Genomic DNA, 12372 nt, shown 5'->3' with positions numbered 1-12372 from the left:
TTTGCTTTACAGTTCACGCCTCGAACGGATAAATAAGCCCCCATTGGGCTCTGATTCGATCCAGCGTCTCGGCGATCGCGATCGATTCGTCAAGCGTCATCCAGGCGTTTTCCTTCCTGCCTGCACGCAGGTCCTCATGTACGGCCGAAAATTCGTATCCGAATCCTTCCCCGATCCGATCATCCATGCATTCATCCTCAAGCCGGTTACCTATGTACAATCTTGCTTCTTTAGGGGACCAGAACCGCGGAATCTCAATATGTCCTTTGCTTCCGATGATGCGAACCTCTTGAGGGGTCGAGCTTGAGATAGAAGAGTAGAGTGAAGCCATCTGTCCATTTTCATATTCCAGCAAACATGCCATTCGGGCGTCTACTCCGGTAGAAGCGGAGCGGGAACGGCTGAGCACCTCGACGGGCTTGGTTCCGAAAATCATCGAGGCGTAGGAGACCGCATAAACGCCGACATCGAGCAGGCTGCCTCCGGCAGCATGTGGATTGAACAGACGCGATTGCGGGTTCTCTGCGGCCGAAAATCCGAAATCCGCCGTCAAATAATGCACATCTCCTATGGCGCCGTCCGAAACCCACTGGATGACCCTGCGCGTCACCGGGAAAAATCGTGTCCACATCGCTTCCATTAGATACGTTCCGGTCTCTCTCGCCTTCCCGACCATCGTTCGAACTTGCGCAGCGTTCGGGGCCATCGGTTTCTCGCATAACACCGGCTTGCCTAATTCCAAAGCCAAACAAGCATGTTCCATGTGAAGATGGTGAGGCGTGGCGACATAGATCGCATCCACTTCTGGATCCCGGATCATCGTTTCGCAATCGGTGTATGCCTTTGCCCCGTGGGGGAGCGCCAACCGCTCCGCATTGGCGCCCGTGCGGGAAAACACCGCGGCTAATTTAGCATCCTTCATCTCCTTGAAGTCGTTCATGACCCTCCCCGTAATTCCCCCTGCCCCGATAAAACCCCATCCGATCACTGATTTCATGAGCTCACTCCGTTCTTCACGTGATCTGCCGAACCACAAAGCTCGGCGTCATGTATAATTTACCATGCCCCCATCGAAGAGGCTATCATCAATTGGACGCGTTCCTCCGGAAATTTGGATTGGCGTGGAGGAGATTTCCCTGATTCGGCCGCGGACTCACTGTTCCGCGTATTGTTCCATGAAATAAGGCGCGATCAATCCGAACTGGCCGAACTCGTGCTGTATGAACTAAAAGTAATTCTTGATAGAATAAATATGAAGATGATCAGGTAATAATTTGTACAAATAAGGAGATAAAACTATGGCAAAAAACAAATTACTAAGAATGGACAATGTTGGCATCGTTGTAGAATCTCTTGATGACGCAATCTCTTTCTTCGAGGAGATTGGCTTGAAGCTCGAAGGGCGGGCTATTGTCGAAGGTGAATGGGCTGGTCGCGTAACCGGGCTGGGTTCACAGAGTGTAGAGATTGCAATGATGGTTACCCCAGATGGCCACAGCCGAATTGAACTTTCGCGATTTCTAACCCCACCTGCTATATCAGATCACCGAACTGCTCCTGTAAATGCCCTTGGTTATCTGCGCGTCATGTTCACCGTTGAAGACATTGACGAAATGGTATCCAGACTCACTAAGTACGGTGCTCAGCTCGTTGGCGAAGTGGTTCAGTACGAGGACTCGTATCGGCTCTGTTACATTCGTGGAAATGAAGGACTTCTGATCGGTTTGGCGGAGCAACTCGGAAATAAATAAGAGACGTCTTAAAGGGACTCAACTAACTGGTACGATAGATGAACATAAAGGGCCATTGCTAGAACCTTCAGCCTAAATTGCCTTCTCCAGAACCGTGCTTATTGTACAACATGCATGTAGAAGGCATCGCTTGTTGATTGACAGGAAAGATGAAAAGGCATAGATGGAGAACGTTATGGTGTATAATGAGAAGAAATTATATTTTGAGGAGTGTTTATTTGAGAAGACATAAACCAATGTCATTTGACGAATTACTAAAGGATTTACAAGGCCAAAAAGCAAATAATGAAAATCCGGATCATATCGCTATCCAAGAATTGTTCAATGAAACATTTATGATTAAGTATTCCGNGAGGAGTGTTTATTTGAGAAGACATAAACCAATGTCATTTGACGAATTACTAAAGGATTTACAAGGCCAAAAAGCAAATAATGAAAATCCGGATCATATCGCTATCCAAGAATTGTTCAATGAAACATTTATGATTAAGTATTCCGGTTTCAAGAGTTTCGACGAGTTTGTTGAGAACGGAAACTTTCAAGTCAAGACTCTTGAAGATGTTAATATCATTCCTGACGAACTATTTGATCGGCATGTGGATAGAAAAACCACCTTCTCGAACTGGAAATCCATGTTGGAGACAGCGAACATGGAATATGCGAACCGATAACGAATCCGAAAGGTTCGTCCGTTAATAAAAAAATTTCGATAACACGAGGCTGCCGAGCATCGGCAGCCTCGCTTCGCTAAACGAGCAGCATTCCTATTATGAAGAAATATGAGGTTTGAGAAATAAAAAGGCTCCTTGGTAAGTGGAGATCTATAGTTGCGACCATACTTTACCTCAATAGCCACTTTTTACAGCAAGTGGTCAAGGTGGAGACTTTTTCGCACTCCGATAATTACATATATTTACTTAAATACAATATCATTCCATTGATTGGTCTAATTCTAAGAAAAGGAAGTATTTAAGAGCAAGGTGATTCTCCATAGAAGAAGGATAACGCAATTAAAAATGATTATTTTTTACATCTCATAAGCCATATATTGTAAAATTTAAATGTACTGTCAGATTTGTCAGGGGGAGTTGTTGTTAATTGGAGCCACTCATTTTAGATGCCCGTGCCTTTCTAGCCGATCATGGTTTTGATTGGTATGTATGCGGTGGAGGGGCAATCGATGTGTTTCTTGGTAAGCAAACAAGAATTCATAAAGACTTGGATATTGCCGTGTTTTGGGAAGATAGAAGTTCAATAATCGATTTTATGTTAGCTGCAGGAGGTTGGAGGGTATTTGAAGCTTGTGGCGGAGGCATAATCCACGAATTATATAATAAACAGCAACCTATTGAAAAGCGAAATTTATTTTGTTTTACATCAAATGAAAATCGCTGCACATTAGACTCGATCGGGGATGACAGGTACAGATTTGGTTTAGAAAAGAAGGAGCAAAAGAATTTTACCTACATCGAATTTCTTTTCAATCAGAGGGATAATGAATATTTCTACTTGCCGCCAGGAAATGCAAATCTTAAGAGAGAGCTCCATAAAGCCTTACTAACATCAAACGCAGGAATACCGTATTTAGCTCCTGAAATTGTACTTTTTTATAAATCAAGATATTTAGAATACAGCCCCGATATATCTGATCATTATCAAGACTTCGATTTAACGTTACCGTCTCTTAATGAAGAGCAAAAACAATGGTTAAGGGAATCCCTTGAAAAGGAATTCGAAAAGGAACATCTATGGCTTCAAAGACTTGAGCAGTTTTAAACGGATACGAGAACACAGCGATGGAGCCGTTCCGTCGCTTATTTTGTATTACTTGCTGCTTACATAGCCCCCACCTGGCGGCAGGGGCTGGAATTGGTTATACTTTCGTTCGCTGCTATTTCGAATTAATAGTTAACTGCCACCGGAAAGCCGATCTTTTCCTTGCGAAGCAACTGCTTCCCCCGTTCCGAAAGGCTGTCATAGGTCTCTTGTGGAATTTGGATCCTGCCTTGTTGATGGGCAATGGATGACGCCGCATAGATAAGCGCGATATTCGTTCTTGGCTTATCCGAACGGTTCGGTGTGCCGCGATGCCACATCCGGTCGTCGCGAATCATAATGGAGCCGGCGGGCATGTAGGCTTTAAACGAATGCATATGCTGTGCAAGCTTCGACTTGTTCACGACCTTCGAGCTGTACCATCTGTCAGGATGCAAATGTGTGCCGCCAGGCCATACTTCCATTGGGCCGTTTTCATCTGTCACATCGACGAGTGGGAAGTTGACAACAAGCTTCGTTATCGGCAAATTTGTATAGCAGCTCGTATCAAAACGAGGAGCCATATCAGCATGAACCACCTGTTTTGCCTTTCCTTTCGGCATTGAAGTGTTGGAAGCAAAAAGTTCCATTACACAATCGTCGCCCACAATTTCATCGACAATTGCAGTAACGAACGGATGCGCAATGATCGATTCATCGCAGAACGGCGGCTCGAACGGCAAATCCATGCCAATATGGTTCGTACCGTCATGAAAGCCTTCTTCAAGACTGAAATTATTTTTGATCATAAATTTGTCAAGTTGGTGTTCCATGCTTCGATTCAGTTGCTCGATCTGGGTGCGCGGCAGCACTTCTTCAATTAATACATAGCCATTCACACGAATGAGCTGAACAGCTAGATCAATCGTTTCCGGCTTAAGCTTTCCAGACACTATCTCCTCTGCACTAACTCTCACATTATCCCGCCTAAAACTTGATGATTAGTTTTCTTGAATTTCCATTATATCGAATCATTACAGCTATGAGAAGGTAAATTTTTCGAAAATATCGAGCAAGAAAAAGGCGAATAAGAGCACCGGCTTTGCTGTGTTAACGGGCAGATTTGCGAAGTGTTAGTTACAAAAAAAGGTAATCCGGATAATGATGACGAATATATAAAAACTTGTTCGGTCGAAACCCTAGGACAATTACCAAGAATTAACGCTGAAAGTTAAAACTACTGTTCTTATTGAAGAGGTGTCTTTATGCAATTGATAAAAAGAATAACGGATCATGACATTAATGGTGATTTTCCTAGTTTCATAGAGACGGTTTCCCGATATGCATCAAGAGGTGTGTTAATTGATGACGATTTGAATGTTGCCATGATGTATATGTCCAACCTCAACCTTTACAAGTTGCCCGGCGGAGGGGTAGATGAAGGCGAAAATAGGGTGGATGCATTTTTGCGTGAAATCAAGGAAGAGACAGGGTATGAAGCTGATTTAATTCATGAGTTAGGGTATATTGAGGAGCACAAGAAAAGAAATGATTATTTTCAGTTATCTTACTGCTATGTAGCGAAAGCACGGAATAACGCTGGCCCTGCAATGCTCACGGAAGAAGAAATACAACTGGGCATGACTGTTAAGTGGATGAAACTAGACGAAGCAGTTGAGTTGATGAATCGTTCAGCTAAATATTGTGAGGATTATTCCACTAAATTTATGTTGCTGCGGGATATAATTATCATAAAAAAAGCCACAGAAGTATTATATTTCTCTCAAGCTAACTAGTCTCTATGCAAGGCTGCCGATTGTTCTTGAATCGGCAGCTTTTGCTGCGCTAATCGTGGCATGAGTGTGAAATACTTGAATCCGAATCGTTGGAGGGTAAATGATGGTAACAATACGGAAATGCACCTTGGAAGACGTATCTCAAATAGCTGAATTGTCTAAGTTATGGGCGGAAGAAGCCGTTACATTCGCTTACCCGGCGTCTAATATTGAAAAAATCTCTAAGCGTTTAGGGGATTATTTTTGGATTGCGGAAAAGCAGGGTAGGGTAATCGGGTATACTCATGGTGCAATTCAATCGTCCCAATATCCTATATTTCCATTGAACGCTTTATTTTTAGAGATTAACGAAGTATACGTCCATCCAGATTTTAGGGATGATGGAGTCGGTCATAAATTGGTTGATAGAATCATTATTGAAGCTGAGTCGAATGGTGTGGCTCATGCCCTCGTCGGTTCATCAAATTTGGATTGGCAAAGGATTGTTGGGTTCTATGAGCGACACGGCTTCAAGATGTGGTACGTACAAATGTATCGAAGGGAGGGAGTATAAGTATTCGGCAGCATCTGTATTGATTATTCAAAATGACGTTATCGTTAGCGAATGGTACTCTGGAAGACATGAGCACTCGGGACATAGTCGGATAGTGGATGCAAAGTCACAATTTAATATCGGATCAATCCGAAAGACGTATTTAGGGTTCGTTATAAGTCTTGCCCTCTTTGAAGGGAGTATAAAAAGTCTCAATGATTCTGTTTCCGATTACCTGGATAACCTGAGCGATTACGTAATTGCCGGTACGACGATTCGTAATTTGTTAACACATACACACGGCTTGCACGGTCCTTTGAAGAGAATGTTCCCATCAGGTACTGATTGGCACTATTATCGCTCAAAACATATAACTGAATATGAGATTGATCACTTCACGAGGTTACCGCAGACAATAAAGGTAGCCTCGTTCTGTTTATTGAGCAGAAATGAAGTTGAAATAAATTATCTCGTTGATATCCCAACACTCAACGCTTTGCTGCGTTTTGTAGAGTGAAACCATTCGAGAGGATGAGGGCAATGAGTGAAATTGAAACCGAAAACATGATCAAGCAGGGGAAAATCACGCATCTTGGTCTATTAGATCTACGCCATCTGCGGTCTGTTGAGGAGCTTCACAATGTAACGGAAATCTCACATGTCGGTACGATTTTGGTTTCGGATCAGCTTGATGGCAGTATCAACAGTATACCGATGCACCATGTTGGAAGTATTGTTACCATACCTTCAGATTTGAAAGTAAAGCTTCTAACTGGAGATGTAAAGCTCCGAGGCGATTTTCTTGAGAACGCGAGTGGAGACCCTGACGAGACTCTTCTTGTCACCGGAGTTCTAATGATTACATCTCCTTTTCAGAAGGTCGGTTACAAATCTTTGATCCTCATCGGTGAAATTTTTGCCCCGAAGGAGTGTGAACATCTTCTTACTTCTTCAATCTCACAGATGTGCGGCGAGCTATACTTTTACGAAAGTGAGCCGAAAATATTCACAGGACAGGATCGATTCGATCACGATTTTTTCTCTTACTTGAAGAAGCCCGTCACATTGTTCCTAAGGGGTGATTTTATCATCGAGGCTGATGTTACACCGGAGTTGCTGCAAGAGAAAGTGACCGAATTGTATTTATGGGGTAACGTTCAAACGGCGGACAGAAAACAGGCTTCGCTTCTACTTGCACTTACAGCACTGAAGTATGGTGAAATTCGCGCTGTGCAGGCCTAGGAGGCTGCGTCCCGTGAATGACTCGCAGAGGGAGGCATTCTTCAATCAACTTTACAGTCAATATCACCGCATAATCTTTGCCTATATTATGACACACGTCAGTCATCGCGAGACAGCCAAAGATTTGCTTCAGGAAGCCTATCTGCGAATATGGAATCAAATCCATGTCGGCATTAATTTGGGGCTTGTTGAATCCCGGTACTGGATCTATCGGATTGCAAAAAACTTGGTCATCGATTTCTATCGAAGACGTTCTACACAGAACAGGATGCAGGAAAGAATAAGATCGAATGCAGCCAGCAACAAAGCAGTATCGCGATCAGCCGCGGACATCTTCGAGTCAAAGGAGAGAATCCAAGATGTAGAGCAAGCCATTCGGCGGCTGCCCGAGGATCTTCACCAAGTATTAATGCTGCATTTCATCGGAGAAATGAACAGTATGGAGATCGGCGAGTTGCTCGATTTACCGGCGGGAACCGTTAGATATCGGCTCAGTATGGCACGCAAGCTGCTGCGGCAAGAGCTGGAACAAGCTAAAGGGGAGGGAGCATACCCATGACTGATCAATTCAGTGAAGAATGGAAAGATACAGTAGAAGATTTGCCGGGGCCCGATTTTTTAGCTTGGGTAAAGAGCGTTCAGTTAACGGAACATGAAGCTCAGTCGATCAAGAAATCGATATTCGAGGATGAAACCGGGTATCGAATTGGTTTGGAGCTCATGTCAACACGAATCGATCGTGCCGTTGCGCGTTCTCAGCGTAGAATCGATCAAGCGGTGGCTATTAGACTACAACTGCAGACTGATCGGATACATCGACGGCTTACTGGCAGCAGGTAGTTCCGAGTTGGATAATTACGAGGCTGCCGCAGGATCCGACCGGGCAGCCTCGCTCTGCATATCATTACGGCACACTTAATCGATCCGTATTTTTTACGCGGTACCAGCAAAGAAGCTCATCAACTGAGGGAATCTCCCTTCTTGTATCGCTCGGAGAATCCGAATAATAGAAGGCAACCGATGAGTAAGCAAAAGGCTTCAATCGATCCGGACTCCACGGATTTACAAATTGAAACCGAATGCGCTCCTTAAAGCTGATTGCATCCGCTTCATGAAGCCGATACATAGCCACACTGGCGTTCAATGTATCCTTGGAAGGAACGCCGTGCAAGGGACCTGTGAATTCCCCTTCCCGGAAATACCATCCGCCTAAGAAATAATCCTCTAGCCCGGTTCCGACAATTCTCGGCGTTTCCCAATCTGCGTCTATGTAGACATATTCGGGCGCTTCCAAAAAGCTCAAGTAGGTTTGCTCTTCCCCTTGCATCGACAAAGAACATCCCACAAAATGCCCTCTTCCGCTCGCCTCCAGAATCATAACCGGCTCCGGGCCGCTGTTTCGTCCCGTGTTAAATTGAGCGTGGAAGTAGCCTGCATTCGGCAGCGGAGCGTCGGACAGCTGGTAGAGAACGTTGCAGAATACATCCGTGTCGATTAACGAGTCCCTATTTTCCAGCTCAATCCGAAATCCTTTCACGAAGGGCATAGGAAACCTTGCAAAAAAGCCGCCGCTAGACATACCAAAATATTGGGACGTAAAGCTGGATATTTCGCACAAGCCGTTACCAAAAAAGTCTCCCACCGGGGCTTGCACAGCCGGCAGCGGCTCTCCATCCCAATAGATGCGCAAAATTAACGTCTTCAAAATGGTTTGGGAGATCGGGGCTTTCGGATTCCAATGCTGCCAGAACCATCCTGGGAACGTCAACCAAAGCTGCGTGATACAGCCTTGTCCGTGAACCTCACCGATCGTTAGCTTCTCTCCTCTGGGAATTCTGATCGTCTTTGACTTATTAGCTAGATTGAAGGTCGTCATTTGGCGGGTTTCCGAATCCCGAAATTCGGCCAAATGCTGCGGGTAACCGTGTTTCAACCGATTCTCCTCCTCTGCGCGTTCTTAGAGCTTAATCCATTTATAACCATTATTCGTGAAATAGGATAAGTAGTCCTTCTACTCGATTATCATTCTTGGCATAAGAAAGAACTCGAACAATTAACGAAATATCGTTGACCGGACATATTGCTTGTGATAACTTTTAATTACCAAAATAAGGAGAGGTGAGTGCGATGGTAACCATTGAAACTATGATCAATAATCGAATACGACAGTTACAATCTCATTCATCCGCATCGGTGTCTTTAGTTCGAATAATTGCTGAGTGACGTGGTTATTAACAAACATGTTTTCAGTGAACGGCCAAGACCGTGGTGAGATTGATGATGCCATGGTCTTTTTTATATTCCAAATAAGTAAAAGGGGAGATTATCTTCAACAAGATCAGAATCGCTTATGGCGAGCAAATTGAAAAGTTCAAACCTAACTTACGGAAAGCTTATCAATGTATATACAAGTATCAGCAGGACCGAACAGCTGAGAATGAATTACAAATGCGCGAAGCAATTGACGCGACTAGGGAAAGTTTGGAGTATTTTGCAAACCGAATGCCCGCATCGAAGGGGAAATATAGTATTGCCCTCCGAAGGTTGGATGAAATGTCCCCATTCGACCTCATCATGTGTTTCGATCAAGCGGTCTTTGAGATGCATTTGTGGGAAACGTTATCAGAACTAGGAATCAAGAGAGAACAATGGGCCAAAGAGAATCCTTGGAGCAAGCAGCTTCGTGCGTTATTGGATGAACGACAAGAGGTTCATCCGACGGATAACAGCCTAAATAACGAAGAAAAATTTTTAGTAAGCGGTACTACCGCCTGCAGAGGAAGTGCCCAAGGACGGGCTTGTATCGCTTTGGATAAACAACATTTTCATAAAATTACAAAGGGGGATATTCTTGTTACAACGATGACAACCCCCGATTTTGTTGAGGTGGCCCATCTGATTTCAGGTATTGTTACAGACCGTGGCGGAGTCGTTTGCCATGCGGCGATATTAGCCAGAGAATTCAATATTCCTTGCGTTGTCGGTTGTCAAACGGCAACGACAAATATCAAGGATGGCGACCTCATTCGTTTGGACGCTACCGCAGGAATCGTACTGGGTGTGATTCAATGAATCGCTATCGATATTTGGTACCTCTGGAGGATGCTATAAATTCGTTTGCATTTGGCGGGAAAGCGTCGCAATTAAACGTTGCCCTTCAACACAAGCTGCCCGTACCTAAAGGGTACGTGCTTTCCAATTTTTTGCTGAATCAATATGTATCGGGCGAAATCGCATTGGACACGGAGCTGTCTCAGGTTCTCAACGAACTAGGTCCCATTGCGGTCAGATCGTCTGCGATCGGCGAAGATAGTCGGCATAATAGCTACGCAGGGCAATATGTTACATTCTTAAACAGAGATTCGATTTCAGAGGTTAAAGAAGCAATCGTTTCTGTCCGGGAATCGGCTTTTTCTAATAGAGTGAAGCTTTACAATGATAGGCTAGGGATTACAGATGAACCCAAGATGGCGGTCATTCTTCAGCGAATGATACCGGCAACGGTGTCGGGGATTCTTTTTACGCAAGACCCTGTCTCTAAAGCGGATGAAATCATCATTGAAGCCGGCTGGGGGCTTGGCGAGTCGATCGTATCGGGGCATGTAACACCTGACTTTTTTCGATTAAGCAGGGCAGGGCAAGTTCTTGAACAAAGGGCTGGGAATATAACCGATCCTTCTGCAAGCACGCTTTGCTTGAATGAAAACGAACTACGGATGCTTCATCAATTAGCAGGTTGTTGCGAGGATATATTCGGCAGTGGGCTCGATATCGAATGGGCATTCGACCGGCGAATGCTTTATCTCCTCCAGTGCAGACCTATAACTTGTTAATGTTCTTTCTTTGAATACACATCAGGGAGGATATACAGTGATTCCGGCCAATATTAAAAGCGTGATAAACAATTTTCTCGAACAAGATATCGTTCAACGCGGACATGTGGAGACGGTTGTCCTATGCGGCTCTTTTGCAACGGGAAGGGCTTCAATCCATAGCGACATTGATTTGTGTTATATCGGACAATTTTTCGGGTTTCAACGAGAGAGCATTTTTTATCAAGGCCGTGAATTTCAATTAATGATTGCCCCGTGGTCATGGTATGAGCATGTTGTGACGGAATATGAGCGGAATGGTACAAATATTGCTACTATAACTGTCATGCTTGCTACAGGTATATGTTTATATGGAGACTCAGATCAGTGGAAAACGCTAAAGGCTAAAGCTGTATCCTCTTATAATGAGGGACCTAATGCGCCTTCAGTTGAAGAGATTAGAAAAATACGAGTTCGCATAACAAAATTATGGGAAGACTTATGCGATGCGGAGACGGAGCGGGACCGCCAATGGCTCTCGATAGAAATATTGCAAAAGTGTGTTGAGTCTCTTTTTGTTCTTCGTAATTGGTGGGCAGTAAAAACAAAATATCAACTTGATGAACTTAAGGCGCATGATTCAATAATGGTGAATCTTCTCGCCAATTGTATTGATTCACTTGGTTCGAAGGACGACATAAAAAATATTTGTTTATATGTTCTTGAGCCCGTTGGAGGATGGATGAAGGAGTCATAGAAGTCATTGCCCTAAGCAGAACACGTAAAAGTAGCTGGAGGATTATTGATGAACACTACTCCTGTTTCAAAGCCGGTAGTGAAATTACCGGTAAGGAAGTACAATTCTAATCCCGATCTATGTATTGATATTAATCCTGATACTACAGCTTTTCTGCTTGTTGATTGCGATGAGTCATCGGCAATCACTCAAATTGTAGAAAGTCAGATCCATTCGGCACTTCATGTTGCAAGAAGTTCAGGTCTGAAAGTGATTTACCTATATAATGCAATTTATGGTGTTGGTGGATATAAAGATGTTACTACAAGAATCCACGGATTAGACTATCTTGAGAATAGTTGGAAACCATTAACCCCTAAATTCAATCCGGCTATCCATCCACTAGATGAAGAGGCAGTTATCCCAAAATCGCACAAAGACGGATTCCATGGTACTGTTCTCGATTATTATCTGAAGACATGGAATATAGATACGATAATTGCTGTCGGATTTCATCTCAAATCATGTTTATTCCAAACCTGTCTAGCTGCTCGGCATAATAATTATCGTGTGGTCATGCTGAGAGATTGTACCGATTCGAATGAGTTTCCCGATACGATTGATACCAACAATCCGGAAGGTGGATGGCTAAGGTTTGTCTTTTTAAGGATTTATGAAACTGATATTGGCTATACCTCGACCTCTTGTAACCGTCAAGTACTTTTGAACACTTTTTGCTAAATAACTT

At 43.8% G+C, this 12372-nt stretch carries 15 protein-coding genes; 12 read left to right on the top strand and 3 right to left on the bottom strand.

What is annotated here, in order from left to right; all coding sequences use genetic code 11:
- Nucleotides 1-13: 13 nt before the first annotated feature.
- A complete protein-coding gene (locus PT964_RS23955) occupies nucleotides 14-997 on the bottom strand; it encodes a Gfo/Idh/MocA family protein (RefSeq protein WP_274365888.1) in 984 nt (327 codons plus the stop codon).
- A gap of 301 nt (nucleotides 998-1298) precedes the next feature.
- On the opposite strand from PT964_RS23955, the gene PT964_RS23950 reads away from it, so the two are divergent.
- Nucleotides 1299-1751 (top strand): VOC family protein, encoded by a 453-nt coding sequence (locus PT964_RS23950; protein ID WP_274365887.1) that lies wholly within the window; start codon nucleotides 1299-1301, stop codon nucleotides 1749-1751.
- Between the two features lie 1098 nt (nucleotides 1752-2849).
- Nucleotides 2850-3527: a nucleotidyltransferase domain-containing protein gene (locus PT964_RS23940; RefSeq protein ID WP_274365886.1), complete on the top strand. Its 678-nt coding sequence runs from the start codon at nucleotides 2850-2852 to the stop codon at nucleotides 3525-3527.
- A gap of 125 nt (nucleotides 3528-3652) precedes the next feature.
- On the opposite strand, the gene PT964_RS23935 is transcribed toward PT964_RS23940, so the two are convergent.
- Nucleotides 3653-4459 carry a phytanoyl-CoA dioxygenase family protein gene (locus tag PT964_RS23935; protein ID WP_274365885.1) on the bottom strand — a complete coding sequence of 269 codons (807 nt, stop codon included), beginning with the start codon at nucleotides 4457-4459 and terminating at the stop codon, nucleotides 3653-3655.
- 312 nt (nucleotides 4460-4771) lie between these two features.
- Here PT964_RS23935 and PT964_RS23930 point away from each other — a divergent pair, with 312 nt between their 5' ends.
- The 6 genes from PT964_RS23930 to PT964_RS23905 all read left to right on the top strand — a co-directional run bounded on the left by PT964_RS23930 (nucleotide 4772) and on the right by PT964_RS23905 (nucleotide 7916).
- Nucleotides 4772-5302 carry an NUDIX hydrolase gene (locus PT964_RS23930; protein WP_274365884.1) on the top strand — a complete coding sequence of 177 codons (531 nt, stop codon included), beginning with the start codon at nucleotides 4772-4774 and terminating at the stop codon, nucleotides 5300-5302.
- A 103-nt stretch (nucleotides 5303-5405) separates the two neighbouring features.
- Nucleotides 5406-5855: a GNAT family N-acetyltransferase gene (locus PT964_RS23925; protein ID WP_274365883.1), complete on the top strand. Its 450-nt coding sequence runs from the start codon at nucleotides 5406-5408 to the stop codon at nucleotides 5853-5855.
- Nucleotides 5797-6351: a serine hydrolase gene (locus PT964_RS23920; RefSeq protein ID WP_274365882.1), complete on the top strand. Its 555-nt coding sequence runs from the start codon at nucleotides 5797-5799 to the stop codon at nucleotides 6349-6351. Before PT964_RS23925 ends, PT964_RS23920 begins: the two co-directional genes overlap by 59 nt.
- 23 nt (nucleotides 6352-6374) lie before the next feature.
- Nucleotides 6375-7076: a hypothetical protein gene (locus PT964_RS23915; RefSeq protein ID WP_274365881.1), complete on the top strand. Its 702-nt coding sequence runs from the start codon at nucleotides 6375-6377 to the stop codon at nucleotides 7074-7076.
- Nucleotides 7077-7089: 13 nt separating this feature from the next.
- A complete protein-coding gene (locus PT964_RS23910) occupies nucleotides 7090-7635 on the top strand; it encodes an RNA polymerase sigma factor (RefSeq protein ID WP_274365880.1) in 546 nt (181 codons plus the stop codon).
- Entirely contained in the window at nucleotides 7632-7916 is a 285-nt protein-coding gene (locus PT964_RS23905) for a hypothetical protein (protein ID WP_274365879.1), read from the top strand. Before PT964_RS23910 ends, PT964_RS23905 begins: the two co-directional genes overlap by 4 nt.
- 64 nt (nucleotides 7917-7980) lie before the next feature.
- Here PT964_RS23905 and PT964_RS23900 read toward each other — a convergent pair whose 3' ends face one another.
- The gene (locus PT964_RS23900; RefSeq protein ID WP_274365878.1) at nucleotides 7981-9009 is read right to left on the bottom strand and encodes a glycoside hydrolase family 172 protein; all 1029 of its coding nucleotides are present in this window, start codon (nucleotides 9007-9009) and stop codon (nucleotides 7981-7983) included.
- Nucleotides 9010-9524: 515 nt separating this feature from the next.
- On the opposite strand from PT964_RS23900, the gene PT964_RS23895 reads away from it, so the two are divergent.
- The 4 genes from PT964_RS23895 to PT964_RS23880 are packed head-to-tail and all read left to right on the top strand — an operon-like array spanning nucleotide 9525 to nucleotide 12365.
- On the top strand, nucleotides 9525-10148 hold the full coding sequence (locus PT964_RS23895) for a PEP-utilizing enzyme (protein WP_274365877.1): 624 nt from the start codon (nucleotides 9525-9527) through the stop codon (nucleotides 10146-10148).
- Nucleotides 10145-10909: a PEP/pyruvate-binding domain-containing protein gene (locus tag PT964_RS23890; RefSeq protein WP_274365876.1), complete on the top strand. Its 765-nt coding sequence runs from the start codon at nucleotides 10145-10147 to the stop codon at nucleotides 10907-10909. Before PT964_RS23895 ends, PT964_RS23890 begins: the two co-directional genes overlap by 4 nt.
- Before the next feature lie 37 nt (nucleotides 10910-10946).
- Complete coding sequence (locus PT964_RS23885) at nucleotides 10947-11645, top strand: nucleotidyltransferase domain-containing protein (RefSeq protein ID WP_274365875.1); 699 nt, start codon at nucleotides 10947-10949, stop codon at nucleotides 11643-11645.
- Nucleotides 11646-11693: 48 nt separating this feature from the next.
- A complete protein-coding gene (locus PT964_RS23880; protein ID WP_274365874.1) occupies nucleotides 11694-12365 on the top strand; it encodes an isochorismatase family protein in 672 nt (223 codons plus the stop codon).
- The last annotated feature ends 7 nt before the right edge of the window (nucleotides 12366-12372 follow it).

The sequence above is a fragment of the Paenibacillus thermotolerans genome, assembly GCF_028745515.1.
Lineage (GTDB): Bacteria > Bacillota > Bacilli > Paenibacillales > YIM-B00363 > Paenibacillus_AE > Paenibacillus_AE thermotolerans.
This window is presented reverse-complemented; position numbering and strand designations above follow the sequence as displayed.